At 33.4% G+C, this 16939-nt stretch carries 24 protein-coding genes and 1 tRNA gene; 5 read left to right on the forward strand and 20 right to left on the reverse strand.

Annotated elements, in window-relative coordinates:
* Window positions 1–20: 20 nt before the first annotated feature.
* The 6 genes from BVF91_RS03200 to BVF91_RS03225 form a co-directional block, all read right to left on the reverse strand.
* On the reverse strand, window positions 21–1604 hold the full coding sequence (locus BVF91_RS03200) for a SpoIID/LytB domain-containing protein (protein WP_085112064.1): 1584 nt from the start codon (window positions 1602–1604) through the stop codon (window positions 21–23).
* A gap of 19 nt (window positions 1605–1623) precedes the next feature.
* Window positions 1624–1836 carry a DUF2905 domain-containing protein gene (locus BVF91_RS03205; protein ID WP_085112065.1) on the reverse strand — a complete coding sequence of 71 codons (213 nt, stop codon included), beginning with the start codon at window positions 1834–1836 and terminating at the stop codon, window positions 1624–1626.
* 9 nt (window positions 1837–1845) lie between these two features.
* Entirely contained in the window at window positions 1846–2841 is a 996-nt protein-coding gene (ruvB, locus tag BVF91_RS03210) for a Holliday junction branch migration DNA helicase RuvB (RefSeq protein WP_085112066.1), read from the reverse strand.
* A gap of 9 nt (window positions 2842–2850) precedes the next feature.
* Window positions 2851–3411 (reverse strand): Holliday junction branch migration protein RuvA, encoded by a 561-nt coding sequence (gene ruvA / locus BVF91_RS03215; protein ID WP_085112067.1) that lies wholly within the window; start codon window positions 3409–3411, stop codon window positions 2851–2853.
* Window positions 3408–3905, reverse strand: a complete 498-nt coding sequence (gene ruvC, locus BVF91_RS03220) for a crossover junction endodeoxyribonuclease RuvC (RefSeq protein WP_085112068.1) — start codon at window positions 3903–3905, stop codon at window positions 3408–3410. The genes ruvA and ruvC overlap by 4 nt, the downstream gene beginning before the upstream one ends.
* Window positions 3906–3981: 76 nt before the next feature.
* Window positions 3982–4533: a hypothetical protein gene (locus BVF91_RS03225; protein WP_168170178.1), complete on the reverse strand. Its 552-nt coding sequence runs from the start codon at window positions 4531–4533 to the stop codon at window positions 3982–3984.
* Window positions 4534–4675: 142 nt separating this feature from the next.
* On the opposite strand from BVF91_RS03225, the gene BVF91_RS03230 reads away from it, so the two are divergent.
* Window positions 4676–5122, forward strand: coding sequence for a chemotaxis protein CheW (locus tag BVF91_RS03230; RefSeq protein ID WP_085112069.1), 447 nt, complete (start codon window positions 4676–4678; stop codon window positions 5120–5122).
* Window positions 5123–5131: 9 nt separating this feature from the next.
* Here the strand turns inward: BVF91_RS03230 and BVF91_RS03235 are convergent, their stop codons facing one another.
* The gene (locus BVF91_RS03235; RefSeq protein WP_085112070.1) at window positions 5132–5866 is read right to left on the reverse strand and encodes a YebC/PmpR family DNA-binding transcriptional regulator; all 735 of its coding nucleotides are present in this window, start codon (window positions 5864–5866) and stop codon (window positions 5132–5134) included.
* Window positions 5867–6054: 188 nt separating this feature from the next.
* On the opposite strand from BVF91_RS03235, the gene BVF91_RS03240 reads away from it, so the two are divergent.
* Both BVF91_RS03240 and BVF91_RS03245 read left to right on the forward strand, forming a co-directional pair.
* Window positions 6055–6414 carry a sulfite exporter TauE/SafE family protein gene (locus BVF91_RS03240; protein ID WP_085112071.1) on the forward strand — a complete coding sequence of 120 codons (360 nt, stop codon included), beginning with the start codon at window positions 6055–6057 and terminating at the stop codon, window positions 6412–6414.
* A 21-nt stretch (window positions 6415–6435) separates the two neighbouring features.
* Complete coding sequence (locus BVF91_RS03245) at window positions 6436–6831, forward strand: sulfite exporter TauE/SafE family protein (RefSeq protein ID WP_085112072.1); 396 nt, start codon at window positions 6436–6438, stop codon at window positions 6829–6831.
* A gap of 91 nt (window positions 6832–6922) precedes the next feature.
* Here the strand turns inward: BVF91_RS03245 and BVF91_RS03250 are convergent, their stop codons facing one another.
* The 4 genes from BVF91_RS03250 to BVF91_RS03265 form a co-directional block, all read right to left on the reverse strand.
* Window positions 6923–7312 (reverse strand): CoA-binding protein, encoded by a 390-nt coding sequence (locus BVF91_RS03250; protein WP_085112073.1) that lies wholly within the window; start codon window positions 7310–7312, stop codon window positions 6923–6925.
* An 18-nt stretch (window positions 7313–7330) separates the two neighbouring features.
* Window positions 7331–7570, reverse strand: coding sequence for a hypothetical protein (locus BVF91_RS03255; protein WP_013788214.1), 240 nt, complete (start codon window positions 7568–7570; stop codon window positions 7331–7333).
* A gap of 69 nt (window positions 7571–7639) precedes the next feature.
* Window positions 7640–8287 carry a YigZ family protein gene (locus BVF91_RS03260; RefSeq protein ID WP_085112074.1) on the reverse strand — a complete coding sequence of 216 codons (648 nt, stop codon included), beginning with the start codon at window positions 8285–8287 and terminating at the stop codon, window positions 7640–7642.
* 66 nt (window positions 8288–8353) lie between these two features.
* Entirely contained in the window at window positions 8354–8782 is a 429-nt protein-coding gene (locus BVF91_RS03265) for an NUDIX hydrolase (protein ID WP_085112075.1), read from the reverse strand.
* Between the two features lie 238 nt (window positions 8783–9020).
* Between BVF91_RS03265 and BVF91_RS03270 the strand changes: the two genes are divergently transcribed.
* Window positions 9021–9506 (forward strand): DUF3189 family protein, encoded by a 486-nt coding sequence (locus BVF91_RS03270; protein ID WP_085112076.1) that lies wholly within the window; start codon window positions 9021–9023, stop codon window positions 9504–9506.
* Here BVF91_RS03270 and hflX read toward each other — a convergent pair.
* On the reverse strand, window positions 9493–10731 hold the full coding sequence (hflX, locus tag BVF91_RS03275) for a GTPase HflX (protein ID WP_085112077.1): 1239 nt from the start codon (window positions 10729–10731) through the stop codon (window positions 9493–9495). The two genes, BVF91_RS03270 and hflX, sit on opposite strands and share 14 nt — an antisense overlap.
* A gap of 122 nt (window positions 10732–10853) precedes the next feature.
* Here hflX and BVF91_RS03280 point away from each other — a divergent pair.
* Window positions 10854–10940 (forward strand) — tRNA-Leu (locus BVF91_RS03280).
* Window positions 10941–11083: 143 nt separating this feature from the next.
* On the opposite strand, the gene BVF91_RS03285 is transcribed toward BVF91_RS03280, so the two are convergent.
* From BVF91_RS03285 to BVF91_RS03320, 8 genes are all read right to left on the reverse strand, one after another.
* Complete coding sequence (locus BVF91_RS03285; protein ID WP_085112078.1) at window positions 11084–11587, reverse strand: hypothetical protein; 504 nt, start codon at window positions 11585–11587, stop codon at window positions 11084–11086.
* 45 nt (window positions 11588–11632) lie between these two features.
* Window positions 11633–12127, reverse strand: a complete 495-nt coding sequence (locus tag BVF91_RS03290) for a hypothetical protein (protein ID WP_085112079.1) — start codon at window positions 12125–12127, stop codon at window positions 11633–11635.
* The gene (locus BVF91_RS03295; protein WP_085112080.1) at window positions 12117–12488 is read right to left on the reverse strand and encodes a hypothetical protein; all 372 of its coding nucleotides are present in this window, start codon (window positions 12486–12488) and stop codon (window positions 12117–12119) included. Before BVF91_RS03295 ends, BVF91_RS03290 begins: the two co-directional genes overlap by 11 nt.
* 155 nt (window positions 12489–12643) lie before the next feature.
* A complete protein-coding gene (locus tag BVF91_RS03300) occupies window positions 12644–13417 on the reverse strand; it encodes an Lrp/AsnC family transcriptional regulator (RefSeq protein WP_085112081.1) in 774 nt (257 codons plus the stop codon).
* 184 nt (window positions 13418–13601) lie between these two features.
* Complete coding sequence (locus tag BVF91_RS03305; RefSeq protein WP_206199007.1) at window positions 13602–14330, reverse strand: phosphoadenylyl-sulfate reductase; 729 nt, start codon at window positions 14328–14330, stop codon at window positions 13602–13604.
* A 15-nt stretch (window positions 14331–14345) separates the two neighbouring features.
* Window positions 14346–15092, reverse strand: a complete 747-nt coding sequence (locus tag BVF91_RS03310; RefSeq protein WP_206199008.1) for an ABC transporter permease — start codon at window positions 15090–15092, stop codon at window positions 14346–14348.
* The gene (locus BVF91_RS03315; RefSeq protein ID WP_240495795.1) at window positions 15061–15909 is read right to left on the reverse strand and encodes an ABC transporter ATP-binding protein; all 849 of its coding nucleotides are present in this window, start codon (window positions 15907–15909) and stop codon (window positions 15061–15063) included. The genes BVF91_RS03310 and BVF91_RS03315 overlap by 32 nt, the downstream gene beginning before the upstream one ends.
* Before the next feature lie 11 nt (window positions 15910–15920).
* Window positions 15921–16931 (reverse strand): aliphatic sulfonate ABC transporter substrate-binding protein, encoded by a 1011-nt coding sequence (locus BVF91_RS03320; RefSeq protein ID WP_085112083.1) that lies wholly within the window; start codon window positions 16929–16931, stop codon window positions 15921–15923.
* Window positions 16932–16939: the final 8 nt, after the last annotated feature.

Consider the following 16939-nt stretch of genomic DNA (forward strand, 5'->3'; position numbering starts at 1 on the left):
TCCAAATTTCTGCGTAAATTTTATAAAGCCTTATTGTTTATTGTATCATAAACATCGATTCCTTTATAGTAGTATTTTAATATGTCTATATAATTATACCCATGATCTGCCATTCCACGAGCTCCATATTGGCTCAGCCCAACGCCATGTCCGTATCCACTGCCATTTATAGTAAATATAGTAGACGATCCATTTTGGCTGGTAATTTTAACCGTTTTGCTTTGTCCTAAAATGTACAAATTGTTGTTGCCAACAGTCTTTTGCCCACTCGCAGACATGACTGTTAAGCCAGACAATGATTTACTTACAACGCCCTGTTGTGACTGAATATAAACAGTATTGCTATTTGAAGCACTGCCATTCCCACTTATTGTTATCATATTGCTTTTAAGTCCAAAAAAATTTCTTATATCATTTTTATTTAAAACATAATTACCTTTATCTCCATAAATCGTTACCTGTATAGCCCTGCCAGTCCAACTCTTGCTGGTAACTTGAATATTTCTGATATTGCCTATATCAATGCCACTGTCTTTTAATTTCTGTGCAACAGAATCGGCAGTGACACTTACAGTCCAATTGTCAAGGGCTTCATTGTACCCGAAGACATACTTATCTTCAACGCCTCTTAAGTAGGGAACGCTATTTGTATAGACATTTTCACTATCTTCTGTATAACCGCCACTATGTGAATGGAATATGGCTTCTATAGGCTGACCATTGTATATTGCTATTACTCCTTTTGTATCATCAACAGCCTTATTTGCATTTGGATTTTCTCCATCGTACCCGTTGTATGCTTGGCAGCTTACATCATTTGTTAAATCAAATCCATATTTGCTGTATTTCCCAATATTGTACACCGCATAAGTTCTTGCCGCTACAGCCTGTGCTTTTAAAGCTTCTATATTCCATGAGGCAGGCATTTCTGCAGGAACAACGCCATACAAATACTCCTCCAGTGGCAAAACGTTTATCGCAGTCATGTCGCTATTTTGTTGCCTTATGAATTCAAAGTACCCTCTGTATCTTTTTCCATTAATAGATACTGGCCCATCACCAGATGTATCCATAAGGTAAAACTGATTACTTGCTGTATATAGAAATACAGATTTTCCATTTTGAACTATTAATATATGATTGTTTGGAGATACCAACTTAACATCCGAAAATTTAGATTTAAGGCTATTCATTGCTGAGTTTGCATCAGACTGGCTTGAATACGGTCCAATGTAAATATGATAATTGCCATCATATCCCACAACTGAATTTGAAACGTCAGAACTTAATTTTGTTTGTTGTCCGTCCGCCGTCGCTTGATCAGGAAAATTGCCTTCTTGCAAGTAAAAGTTGTCATCTTTTATTACCTGAACATTGTTATATGAAATATTGTATATTGCTTTTACATTGCCAGTACCATCGTCTACGCCTACTTTGAATCCGCTTGAAGAAACTATTGAATAAGACGGCAACGAATTAGAAGCATAAAAAAGCCCTATTTTTATCAAAGACGACATATTTACACTGGCGTTTACATAGCTTACAGTACTCATCAAAACAAGTGTAAAAAGTAAGAAAAATGAAATAAACTTTTTAAACCTCACAATCATGACCCCTTTACGTTTATTTTCTAAAAAGCCATAGTATCAAAGTCAAAACAACGCTTAAAATTATTGACGACATCAATGGAAAGTAAAAAGTAAAATTGCCTTTCTTAAAAACAATATCACCAGGCAAATGTCCAATTCCGAACTTTCCACCAAAAAATAATATTACACCAACTATTGTAAGCACTATGCCTATGCCCATCAACACTTTTCCAAATTCTTGAAACATATTGATCCCTCACTCAGGTAAGCTGTAATTGAGATACTCATAAGCCAATTTTGTCGCTATCCTACCCCTTGGAGTCCTGTTTAAAAATCCAATCTGCATCAAATATGGTTCATAAACATCTTCAATAGTATCGCTTTCTTCACCAATTGAAGCTGCAATAGTGTCAATGCCGACAGGCCCTCCAGAAAATTTCTCGATGATAGATTTTAACATTTTTCTATCTATATACTCAAGTCCCATATCATCTACCCCTAACATATCAAGGGCATCTTTTGCTATATGAAAATCAATAAAGCCATTGCCCTTCACTTGAGCAAAATCTCTCACTCTCTTTAAAAGCCTATTGGCTATCCTTGGCGTTCCCCTGGAACGGCGACCCAGCTCATAAGCAGCCTCATCGTTGATGCCTATATTCAATATGGCTGATGACCTTTTTATGATCTCACTTAATTCCTCAACAGAATAAAACTCCAACCTCATGATTACACCAAATCTGTCCCTTAGAGGAGAAGTCATCAATCCAGCCCTTGTCGTCGCTCCTATAAGAGTAAAATGTGGCAAATCGAGCCGCAGCGATCTTGCACTTGGTCCTTTTCCAATTATTATATCTAATTCAAAGTCTTCCATAGCTGGATATAAAATTTCTTCCACACTTCTATTAAGCCTGTGTATTTCATCAATAAAAAGAATATCATTTTCTTGTAGGTTAGTAAGTATCGCTGCTAAATCTCCTGCTCTTTCTATGGCTGGTCCCGAAGTTATTCTAATGCCAACACCCATCTCATTTGATATAATGTTGGCAAGTGTAGTTTTGCCAAGACCAGGTGGTCCAAAAAGCAGTACATGGTCTAATGGTTCACTTCTCATCTTAGCTGCCTCTATGTAAATTTTTAGTTCCTCTTTAATCTTCATCTGTCCTATGTATTCAGACAATCTTTTTGGCCGTAAAGAATACTCGGAGGCGTCTTCCGGCGTAAAATTCTGCGTTAAAATCCTCTCCTCCATTTTATCACCTTATTTCATAAGCTTTTTCAATGCCTCTTTTAAAGCAGACTCTAAATTTGAACAGTCCACTCCCTCTAATGCTTTTATAGACTCTTGTTTTGTATATCCAAGTGATAACAGCGCATCAACCACATCATTTGACAAATCATCAAGTTTTACATCATGAGCAAATGTTAACTTGTCTTTAAGCTCCAATATAATCCGCTGTGCAGTTTTTTTACCAATGCCTGGTGACTTTTCTATAGCCTTTGAATCGCTGTTTCTTATGGCATCATAAAAACTTTCAATGGAAATTGTCGACAATATTGAAACTGCTGCTTTAGGTCCAACACCATTTACAGCTATCAATTTTTTAAAAATCTCCACTTCATTTGTCGTCAAAAATCCATAAAGTTGAAATCCATCCTCTTTAACATGCATGTATGTATAAAGCTTAATTATCTCACTTGTATTTGTCAACTGACTTAAAGTGCTCCTTGGCACTATTATTTTAAAACCTATGCCAAGCGTTTCAATAACAACGTAGTCAATGCCTTTTTCAACAATATGACCCTTTATGTAATCTATCATTTTAATGACCCCAATTTCGCATTCAAAATATTGCTGTTGCTGTGGCAAAGTGCAACTGCCAGCGCGTCGGCAACATCATCTGGTTTTGGTATCTCATCTAACCTTAAGATTGCCTTTACCATATTCTGAACTTGCTTTTTTTCAGCTCTCCCGTAACCTACTACAGATTGTTTTACTTGCAATGGAGTATATTCAAACACTTGTATTCCACAATTTACTGCAGCTAAAATAGCCACGCCTCTTGCTTCACCTATAGTTATGACAGTTTTAGCATTCTTGTTAAAAAAAAGCTCTTCAATGGCCATCACATCAGGCCTATACTTTTCAATCAGAGACTTTATACCATCGTACACATCTTTAAGCCTCAAACTTTTTTCGGCTCCAACTGGCGTTGTAATAGCCCCGTACTCCAAAACCTTAAATTTTCCGCCATTGTCATCAATTATTCCATAGCCCATAATTGCAATTCCAGGATCAATACCAATAATTCTCATCAAATTCCTCCTCGTATACTATTTTAACATCTACATCGTACATAGACAAGAAAAAACTCCCTAAAATATCGGGAGTTTAGCTGCTTAAATTTGCAAGTATTGAGTACGCTTCATCCGCATCTTTCACAACAATGTTGTTTAAAATCCTCTCTTTATCGTTTGGATTTAAATTATTTACCAAAATGTCCGTCTTTTCCACAAGGGTTTTCCCACCATTTCCATCTGATTTATATAATGACACATACCCATTCAAGCTGGAAATTATGTAATAACCTGGTGGAAAACCATCTTCTTCTTTGTAAAGTATCACTTCTTCACTGTCAAATTTTTTAATACTCCATCCATTATAAATTTTCGCAATTTCGTCTTTGCTTTTGCCAGCAATCGAAACACCTATTTTCTGTTCTTCCTTTATTATATCTCCATTTCCTTTATATAACGTCTCGAAAATCAATTTTCCATTTGGGCTGACACTGCTATTTGTAAGAATGCTATTGACTTTTGTATTGGTATATTGCGGCATTTTTGAAGAATGATTGTAATATCTTATATAATACAAGTATCCTGCTAAAAAAATTGCAACAAAAATCAATACAATAGGTATAATTTTCCTTATAAAATATTTCATACAATAATTACCTACCTTCACCATTACAATTTAACTTTTTTGTAATTATACCCAATAAAAAATTTTTTATACTAAAATTTTTTGAAGGATTTTGTAAAATTATATCGAATATTATCATTTGAAAGGAGTTGATTAATATAATATGCTAAATCAAATTGTTATATTCAAATTAAACGACGAGGAATTTTGCGTAGATATAATGGATGTATTAGAGATAATCCGTATGCAGTCAATAACAAAAGTACCTGATGTGCCAAGCTTTGTAGAAGGCATTATCAATCTAAGGGGCATAGTAATACCAATCATAGATCTTAAGAAAAGACTAAACATGAAACTTACAGAATACGACGATGACACAAGAATAATAATCATTAAGATCAATGAAAAATCTGTTGGATTTATCGTTGACTCTGTGACAGAAGTATTGCACGTAGAGCCTGAATCTATAAAAGAAGCACCAGATATCATAGCAGGAATAGGAAAAGAATACATAGAATCAGTAGTAAGCTATGACGAACGCCTGATTATAAACTTAAATTTAGAAAAAATACTGACAGAAAAAGAAAAAAAGGAGATAGAAGAAATGTAATCATTTCTTCTACTCCTCATCATCTGGCATATCGACGTTATGATATACTTCTTGCACATCATCATTTTCTTCCAACTTTTCTATGAATTTTTCAAATTTTTCATAATCGCTATCAGAAAGTTTTACCCTGTTTTGCGGAATCATCGTTATTTCAGCGGAAGACACGACATATCCAGCCTTATTTATTGCATCTTTAACAGCTTGAAAGTTAGAAGGATCCGTCAAAATCTCATATTCATCGCCATCAGATGAAAAATCGTCAGCTCCTGCATCTATTGCAACCATTGCCAATTCATCTTCATCGATATTATCACTCTTTTCCACCGTTATAATGCCTTTTTTGTCAAACATCCAAGCGACGCATCCAGTTGAACCTAAGCTTCCACCGCTTCTATCAAATATATGCCTTATATCTCCAGCAGTCCTATTCTTGTTATCTGTCAAAGCCTCTACTATTATTGCAGAACCTGCAGGTCCATATCCTTCATAAACGACTTCCTCCAGATTACCACCGCTTAACTCTCCAGTGCCTTTCTTTATAGCCCTCTGTATGTTCTCGTTTGGAAGATTATTAGCTTTCGCTTTTTCTATAGCATCCCTTAATTTGCTGTTAGTCTCAGGATCACCGCCTTCTTTCGCCGCCATTATTATGTCTTTTGTAAGTTTTGTAAATATTTTCCCTTTCTGCGCATCCATCTTTTCTTTTTTGTGCTTTATATTAGCCCATTTTGAATGTCCAGACATAAAAATAAACCTCCTTTACTTTGTGCCAAAATTATTTTATCAAAAAAAGCCTCATAAGTAAATTTAAAATCGCATCAAAAAATCAGTCATATCATTAAGACTAACACATAAAAATTTTAAACCTATACATATCTTATGTCAATTATGCAAGAATAATATAATAAAAAGTTTAAGGTGATATTGATGAAATGAAAAGATATGTAAAATTAATACTCATTGGCTTTATGACTGGAGTTTTAAATGGACTATTTGGAGCTGGCGGTGGAACTATCATCGTACCTTTTATGGTTTTTTTGCTTGGAATCGAAGACCATAAAGCACATGCGACAGCGATATCAATAATTCTTCCACTGACGATTTTTAGCTCTATCATATACATTAAAAGCGGCATATTCAACTTGCCGATAACTTTAAATGTTACACTGGGCAGTGTAGTAGGCGGTCTTTTAGGTGCATCTATCTTAAATAAAGTACCTATAAAGTATTTGCGAAAAATATTTGGAATAATAATGATTGCTGCGTCTATAAGGATTTTATTGACTAAATAAATTCGAAAGGGATACAATGCAATGAAATTATTTATAATAGGTTTTTTATCTGGTATCATTGGAGGTATGGGTATTGGCGGTGGAACAATTTTAATCCCAAGTTTGACGATTTTTGCAAATATTGAGCAACACATGGCTCAAAGTGTAAATTTGTTATCATTCATTCCGACAGCCACCATCGCACTCCTATATCATTTAAAGCAAAAAAATGTAGTTTTAAATATTATTTTAAATATAATATTAAGCGGTTTAGTGGGAAGTCTTATCGGCTCATATATATCAATTTACATCAATTCATACATGTTAAAAAGGCTATTTGCGGTATTCCTATTTATCATGGGAATTTACGAAATAATATCAAAGCAAAAGATAGGTGAAAAACAAGATGAAAAAGCGCAAAATAAAAAAATCAAGTAAAAAATTTAAAATAAATAGATCTAAACTGGAAGTATGCGAAAACTATTATGTTACAAATGACATCAATTGGGATGGCAGAGGCGAAACTTGATTATTTTCGCCTATCTGTCTCCATCATTACACACGTATTGTAAACAACATTAAGTCCTAAATTGTTAGCTTTTTCAATCAGTTCATCGCTTTCAGCTCCCGGCTGAAACCAAATAATATCCACACCGAGTTTTGCCGCTTCTTCAACAAAAGCATCACCTATTTTAGGTGATACAACCATATCAACAACCTCAGGAACAACTGGCAGCTTTGATAATGATTCGTAGCACTTATCACCATCAACACTTTCATAATTAGGGTTAACAGGATAAACAGTATAACCTTCCAACTTTAAATTTTTGTATATCTTGTACCCAAACTTATTTTTTCTATCTGTAGCACCTACAACAGCCCATACCTTTCTCTTTAGAGCTTCTTCAACATAATCCATTTTATCACACCTTTCAAATTATCTTATCATTAGATACTTATTTGTCCTCTCTTGGCATTTTCCGTTTATATATGACATTTCATCAATAGGTTTGACAAGTAAAACAGATGTATGGGAATGTTTTCTTTTGGCTCTCGGCATTCTATTGCCGCTTTCAAAAGCGTCTATTATATTTTTAGCTTTAAAGTACCTTGTAACAGTTATTTCTTTTGAATTGCCTAAATGACCACATGAAATCAAGACTTTGTAATAATTCATTTAATGCACCCCCAGAATATGTGGCAATTCAAATTGATTTTATTAAATTCTATACAAGGTACAAAATGATTATTCTAAATATTTATCACCCGTTTTATAGAGATATAAATCATTTCCTTCTTTAATGATAGATTTTGCGTTTGTCAAATTTATAATATGCTTTATAAAATCATCTCTTTCATCATATTTAACGTACACAGTCAATGTAACCTTGTCAGTGTATTCGATATTTTTAATTATATAATTATTTTTCAACAACTCGTTTTGTACTGTGCCAAATATAGTGTAATCTACAGTTATGTACAAGCTTTTAAACAGGATCTTTTCAACGATAGTTGCAGCCTCAAGCCCTAACTTTGCGCTCTTTACATAAGCCCTTATTAAGCCACCAGCACCAAGCAGTATACCTCCAAAATACCTTGTCACAACAACAGCTACATTTTTTAATCCTTCACTCTTTATAACATTTAAAACAGGTACGCCGGCTGTGCCAGAAGGCTCCCCATCATCGCTATACCTCTGTACCTCATCCCTTTCTCCTAAAATATAAGCATACACATTGTGAGTAGCATCCCTATGAGCACTTTTTATACTATTTACAAACTCGATTGCTTCATCTTCGTTTTGTACAGGTTTTGCGTGTCCTATAAACCGCGATCGCTTTATTTCTACTTCTTTACATCCATATTTATATATCGTTTTATAAGTATAGAGCAAACTACCACCTCGTAATAAATTATACCAAACTTTTGCATAAAAATAAAAGCCATAAGGCTTTTATTTTTATGCAATAACCTTGTTTAAAGATTTGTACTTGTAATAAGAAACGTTTACTAAAGCCCTGTCCTGACTATAAGTTATAAGTTCCAAAGCCTTCTCAATTGGGTAAAAGCCGCCGTCTGAAAAGCCATCTTCACTGCTAATATTGAATTCTCGATCATCTGTAGACATTAAATACCATGTGATTTTATTGTAGACAGGACGTTGACGTGTAACAGAATAGAATTCGTAACTAGTTTCACCAGCAGTAGACAGGACATTCAAAGATTTTAAGCCGGTTTCAGCCCGTACTCTCCTTAATGCTGCATCAACAGACAGTTCATTGTTTCTAATTGCGCCTTTAGGCAATACCCACTCATTTTTTTCATTCTTTAGGAGAAATACCTCATCTCCCCTAAATACAACTCCACCAGAGCATTCTCTTATTAACATATATAAGCCCCCTAAGCTTTTTATATTTATTGTGATTTAATCACAATATTTGCTTATTATATAATATTCTTTATAAACTCTTAAATTCCTTCTAAAATTTTATTTTTAATTTTATTTTATTATTTCCACAATAAAAGAAAATTATGTATAAATTTATCTTCGTTTCTAAAAATGGTTAAAAGTCTTAGAATAATTAATATAGATTCAATCAAAAATATATTTGAAAGGAGCGATTTGAATGCATATTATATACCACTGTTACGGAGGAACTCATACATCGGTTATAGCTTCTTACATCCATATTGGGATGCTGCCAACAGATAAAATTCCTTCAAAATCAGAAATTGAAGGAATTCCTATGTTTGACAGATTAAATGGTCAAAATGATACAGGTCATATAGTCTTAATAGGTACAGATGAATATGGCAACAACGTATATTCTTTAGGCGTAAAAAATGGAAAAAAACTCGTGGAGCCAGCTTTAAAAGATCTATATTATCATTTATTCAATACAAATGATGGTTTGCTTATTATTGATACATCATCTGCTACAAACTGGATAATGAAAATAGGTGGTTTCACGTCCATAGCTTTGAAAATGCCTGTAATAGGAAGACCTCTTGTATCATATGGAGTGACAAAAGCATACAAAAACATAGTTCAGATTGTAAAAAATGTAAAAGCACAAGAAAGTGCTGAATATAACGCTATCAAGAGACAATAAAATCTTTCAACACATTTCTCTCCATCGCACTTACTTGTGCTTTTATCTTGATTCCTTTTTCATCATACTCCTCTTTTAAAATTTTAGAGTTTTTCTTCAAAAACAAGTATTCATTACTATTTGCGTAAGAAAAATAGAAATCTAAAATAAACAAATCACTGTATGCAAATCTGTCAACCGCCTTTAACAATTCATCAATCCCAATTCTTTCTTTAGCAGAAATATATACACTATCACCTTTGTTTTCAGGCACCTTATCCAAAAGATCGGATTTGTTGTAAACATTTATCTTAGGCTTATTAATGACATCAAGATCTTTAAGAACACCCTCAACTACACCGATTTTATGCATTACATCTTTTGCAGATATATCTATAACATGAAGTAAAACATCTGCATATTTTAGCTCCTCCAATGTAGACTTAAAAGCTTCCACTAAATCATGTGGAAGTTTTCTTATAAATCCAACTGTATCAATCAAAACAATTTCTCGCCCAGATGGCAAAACAAGTTTCCTTGCTGTTGGATCAAGCGTAGCAAAAAGCTTATCTTCAGCATAGACTGAAGCATTTGTAAGTACATTCATCAATGTAGATTTGCCAGCATTTGTGTATCCTATTATGGCTACAACAGGAACTTCATTTTTTCTCCTTCTCCCTCTTAAAAGCTCTCTGTGTCTTCTTAAATCATCTATTTTTGCTTCGATCGCTCTTATTCGCTCCTTAATATGTCGCCTATCTGTCTCAAGTTTTGTCTCACCGGGACCTCTTGTCCCTATACCACCACCTAACCTCGATAAATCATTTCCGATTCCTTGAAGTCTCGGCAATCTGTACTTCAATTGAGCAAGTTCAACTTGAAGTATACCCTCTGCCGACTTTGCTCTTTTCGCAAAAATGTCTAGAATAAGACCTGTCCTATCGATTACTTTTTTATTCACAACATCTTCGATATTTTTAATCTGGATACCCGTAAGCTCATCATTAACAATTATCATACTAACATCATTATTTTCAATGAATTCTTTTAATTCCATAAGCTTGCCTTTACCTATATAACTTGTCCTATCTATGTTCGTTCTTGATTGTGTCATTACACCTACAACTTCTGCACCGGCTGTCTCTGCCAGCTCTTTTAATTCGTCCATGCTTTCATTATCATCATCATTTATAATTACTCCCACTAATACTGCCTTTTCCTTGCTATCATTTATTTCATTGCCCATAAAATTCACTCCACACATGTATTCGATACATATATATTATCCTGTCTTAACAAAATAATCAACATTTTTAAATTAGGTATTGAAATTTTAGTTTTTATATGATAATATATCTAATGTGACGTGCCGAAGTGGTGAAACTGGCAGACGCGCTGGACTCAAAATCCAGTGGTAGCGATACCGTGTGGGTTCGAGTCCCACCTTCGGCACCAAAGATAAGCCAATAATTTTATTTTATTAAGATAAAAAAAGTCTTTATATAATAACAAAGAAATTTAAAGGTTGCTGTTTTACGCATCATAAAAGAGCAGGATGTAGGGATCCTGCTCTTCTGATTTTGCTACATTATTATTCATTAGTTTTTTCTAACAAGTTGAAGATTAGCTGTACCATTATACTTAGTATCAAGTACATATATATCAAGGATGTATTTTTCTTTCGATATATCCTTTTTAATTACTTTGGGTTCAGTAGTAGTGCTGGAAATCTCAAGGTAATATGAAAGATAATTTAAATCAGGATTATATCCATAAACAACAACAAGAGTTTCATATTGCTGAAATTGATAAACCCATACCAAATCTCTTTGCTTTATTGATGCTACTGATCCTCCAAAGTATTTTCCACCTCTAAACAAATCTAAATAAATATTTTCTCCATCTTGTCCGAGAAAACCTGAAAAATGCTTGTTTGTCTTTTGCACTTTGATACTATAATTGGGTTTATTTGAGTATTTATCTCTTAAGAATTCTTCAGGATTTACTGTTTTTGCAAAAAAATATTTGCCTACAATTATTGATAACACGATAGCTACTACTAATAAACCAATTAGTCTAATAATATTCTTATTCTTTTTCAAAGCATCACCTCTATTATTTCCTATATATCTAAGCAATATATACCGTTAATATATTAGAGAACTGGCAATTTGCCAAGATGCACTGGAATTAGTCAATGTAATGCCAACATCAGTTAGTGAAATATTAAATGAAGGAACAGTCTCTGCCCATGTGTGAACATATTTGCTAACCCACTTACGTGTGCCAGAACTATTATCATTACGACCATTGCTTGCTAATATTACTTCTCCAGATTCCTCACCAAAACCCCAAACAACACTGGAATAGGCTTCGTCCTTCTTATAAGGTCCAGAACAATCACCAAAAACGGTTGAAGAAGTCAAAACATATCCATTTGGCCATGTAATAGTCATAAAGTCGTCATTATCATTTGCAGGACCATTGCTGCCATACTGTCCACCATTCCATTTCCCTATTGATTCAGCAAATAATGCTGTAGGATCATAGTTATCATATCCAACTAAAGTGTATAATGTAAAATTTCCTTTCACTGTTGGAGTTCCAGATGCAGCATTTGGACTTGCAATATTACCCAACATCTTCTATTGTCATAGGCACAACACCGGTTTTATTGTTAGGATCTTTTGTATCTTTTAAGTAAACTTTTGTCCAACCTATAGCAACTGGTGTTTTACCTTCACCCATATATTTAGAGAGAATGTCTTGTATATCTGGATCATCTAATTTCTGCGATAATTTCTGGGATTGCTCCATATTAGTGCTTTTCTGAATTTCGATTCGGCCATTTTTATTTGTTAATTTAACAGAGTCAAAAATAACCTGGCCTTTCTCTTCATAAAAGGGTGAAGAATCTGTTTGAACTTCTGATGCATATATACAATTAAACGTAGAAACTGATATAAGCATAACAAGAAGTAGTGAAATTAATTTTTTCAGCATCTTGAAATATCCCCCTTATAAAATTTTTATTAACAGCTTGTAACGTTACTAACTGTTAATTAGTATTATAAAGTTTAATTCAAAATATGGAAAGTCTCTTTGCAACCTTTTTTCGGTCATCGATTAAATATAATATTTTAAGAATTATATTAATTTTATAGTATATCCCCATAACAGTCTATAATCCTTAAATACATAGCATTTATAATTAATCGAATATCATTATTTACATTTAACAAATTATAAAGTTTATTAATCCGCCTTCTTAGTGTTCTTTCTGAAATGCCCATTTCTTCAAGCACTGCTTTTCTTACACCATTGCGCAATAATGAAGATAGAATTAATGTGTCAATATCATCAAGGCCCACATATATTTGCGAAATCTTCTCGTTTTTAATGGATATTTTTTCTTCAAGAAAAGAAACTATATTTTTAAGAAGTGTATTTTGATGAACAATGTTGTTAATTCCAATTCGTGAAACATCAAGATAACCAATTACTCTACCATAGTAACCATCCCTAATTGGCATCGCCGTACAATACCAATCTTTAAACAGGCGACAATAATGATCATTACCGTATAATTCAATTAAGTTATTATATTTCATAGAAAGATTTACTGCATTAACCCCACAATCTTCAATCCGCAAACTATTACCTTCTTTAAAATTTAACTCTTTAAAATAATTAGTCAACTCATTATTATTGATAATTTTTATTATATATCCATTTTTATTGCACAAAATAAAAAAGTACCCTTTCTTGAGAAGAGACTCATATCCAACAAATCTTGTAATAGCATTATAAAGCGTTGATATCAAAAAGTTGTTTTTCTTTTTTTCATATTTTAATTCTTCATCATTAATTGAGCTATCAAAAATATGTTTATTTGGATCAATATTTACTTTGTTAAAAAAATTTTTACCCATTAAAATCAACTCCCTTACTACTTGCATTTATATTATATATATTTTCTATAAAAGTATAGAAATTCCTTCTAAAATTTTTATCAAATGCATAGAAGTTTTATATGCATATACATCAAAAATCAAAAAACTCGTTTAAATTTATGCATCTAAAATGCATAGCTTAAACGAGTTTTTTGATTTTCATTTATTCAGCAATTTTATTTTGAATGTGAAGTCCACATTCTTTTTTATCTGGATCTTCCCACCACCATCTTCCGCTTCTAACGTCTTCTCCAGGCTTTACAGCCCTTGTACAAGGCTGACATCCAATACTTCTGAAGCCTTTATCATAAAGGCTGTTGTAAGGGATATTTTCTTTTTTTATATATTCCCAAACCATATCTTCAGTCCAAAATGCAATGGGATTTATCTTATATATAGAATGAACGTAGTCCCACTCAAATATATTTATATTCTCACGAGTTACAGATTGTTCTCTTCTTAAGCCACATATCCATCCATCAACCGTAGCAAGAACTCTTTTTAGCGGTTTTACTTTTCTAATTTCACAGCATTTTTTCCTAAGATCAACGCTTTGGTAAAAAAGATTCGGACCATATTTTCTAATTAGTGGCTCTAAGTCCTGGCTTTCAGGAGTATACACTTCGTAATTAAAATGATATCTCCTCATTGTTCGTTCCATCAGATCATATGTTGATTGAAAGTGTCTTCCAGTATCGATAAAAAATATCCTTGCCTTACTATCAATCTTCAATAGTATATCTGTTAAAAGCTGATCTTCTATTGAAAGACTTGAAGCTAATACAACACGTGATGCACCAATTTTATCATAAATATACTTTATAATCTCAAAAGGACTTTTATCTTTATATTCATTGTTTAATAATTCAAGATCTAATTTATCTATGCTCATTATATCTCACCTCTTTTATAAAGCTTTGCGCACATTTAGGCCCCATCTATATCTTATTGAGCCTTCTATTCTTCCAAATACGAATTTGTCTATGACTAAACCCAAACTTAAAATTACAAGCATTACAGCAACAACTTGGCTTATGTCAGATAACTCTCTTCCAACCATAAGAATCTGTCCAAGTCCTGTTGTAGCTACCAACATTTCGCCAGAAATCAAGCTTCTCCAAGCAAATGACCAAGCTTCTTTAAGCCCTGATACTATATTTGGAAGCGCAGCAGGAACAATCACATTTGAATATAATTTATATCCTTTAGCCCCCATTGTCTTCGCCGCTTTTAAATAAATCGGATGTATATTTTTAATGCCTGAATCTACAGCAAGGCTAATGGAAAATATAGATCCAACAGCTATGACAAAAATAATTGAACTTTCATTGAGGCCAAACCAAAGAATTGCAAAAGGCAGCCATGCAATGCTAGGTAAAGTTTGAAGGCCGAGAATTAATGAACGGAAATTATCATCTATATATTTAAAGCGAACCATCAGCAATCCTATTATAGAACCAATTACAACCGATATGAAATACCCAATGATAAGTCTTTTCAGGCTGGCTAAAATTGCAATTAACAGTGTATTATCCTTTAATAAGCCTGTTATGGATGTAAAAACTGAAATTGGAGAAGGAAACATGTAAGGCTTCCAAACATTTAAAATATCTACGCCTATTTTATAGACCAATTCCCATATTGCTATCAACATTAGATAGAAACAAATCCTTTTCAACACTCCAGCCGCCGTCATATTCAGATTTTGCAACTTTCTCTACCTCCTCCCTTAACTCATCCATTATTTCCCTTACATAGTAATTTACGTCCGGACTTTCTGGTTTTCTTGGCCTAGAAAGTTCTATCTTAAATTCTTTTTTAACTCTTCCTGGATTTGTAGACATTACGACAACGCGATCCGCTAATACCACCGCTTCTTCTATATTATGTGTAACAAAGACAATTGTCTTTTTTGTGTCCATCCAAATCCGCTGTAATTCCAACTGTAAAATATCCCTAGTTTGACTGTCAAGGGCTGAAAATGGTTCATCCATTAAGAGCACCTGAGAATCAATGGCTAATGCTCTTGCAAGTGCAACACGTTGCATCATACCACCAGACAATTGATGAATATATGAGTCTTTAAATTTTGTAAGATGAACCATTTTCAAATATTTCATAGCTCTTCTTTTTCTTTCCTCTTTTTTTATGCCCGCCATCTTCATCCCAAATTCTACATTATCTATCACTGTGAGCCAAGGAAAAAGGGCAGGTTCTTGAAACATAACTGCTCTATCAATGCCTGCATCCTTTACTACACTACCATTTAAAATAATTCTACCGCATGACGCACTTTCGAGGCCGGCAATTATATTAAGTAGTGTAGACTTACCGCAGCCAGAAGGACCTATGATGCATATAAATTCTCCTTTATTTATTAAAAGATTCACATTGTCCAACACTATATTTGTTTTTAAATCTAGCATAAAACTCTTCGATATATTCTCTATGACAAGGCTCAAATTAAACACCTCTTAAATATCTATTTGATATTCCCTAAAATTTTATTTAGCAAACTAGTATCTATCATTTTATTGACATTTACATCATTTTTAAGAAAACCTGCTTCTTTTGATAGATTAATGTAATCATTAATTGAACTTTTTTCTGGATCAACTGTTACTTTCAATCTATTGAAAGACGTATTAAGTATATCATTGGGCAATGGCTTCTTTGTCAATTCATAGATTTCTTTATTGATACTTGTATAGGCTTCACTCTTGTTCTTATTTATATAATCTGTCAGTTGAACATGTGCCTTTAAGAACTCTTCAACAATATCTGGATGTTCTTTTAAAAATTGTGTTCTGACCACAACTACTGTAGTTGAATAATCACCACCTCTTAAAATTTTATCGTAATCAAGCACTACATTTGCATTTATCTCTTTTATGAGTATAGATCCCCATGGTTCAGGCACCAGCGCTGCATCTATATCTCCTTTCCCCATTAATGTCTCAATATCAGGGTTCTCTGCCTGCCTTATTTCGACAGTACCTCCTTTAGTTGTATCCTTTAATCCATATTCATTAAGAAGATGACGAAGAGTTAGATCTTGTGTATTTCCAAACTGTGGAACAGCTACTTTTTTGCCGCTTAATCCTTTTACATCATCGATTTTCAGATCTTTTCTTGATACCAGCACTTCACCGCCATTTGCAGCACCAGCAATTATCTTAATAGCACCATTTGATTTTGCAAAACCGTTTATCGCTGGTCCCGGACCTATATATCCTATATCAATTTCATCAGCTAACAACGCTTCTATTTCAGATGGCCCTGCATTAAATATTTTCCAATCAATCTTTGTCTCTCCAAGTGCCTTTTGAAACGCTCCATTTTCTTTACCAAGCAATCCTTGGGCATGTGTTATATTTGGAAACAATCCTATCCTAACTGTTGATACCTCACCATTTCTCGATTTATCTGAACAACCAGCGCTGGAAATAACAATTGCCGCAATAATAAACAAAGCAAAAAACTTCAATCTCATGTTTTACC

The sequence above is a fragment of the Thermoanaerobacterium sp. PSU-2 genome (assembly GCF_002102475.1).
In the GTDB taxonomy this organism is placed as follows: domain Bacteria; phylum Bacillota; class Thermoanaerobacteria; order Thermoanaerobacterales; family Thermoanaerobacteraceae; genus Thermoanaerobacterium.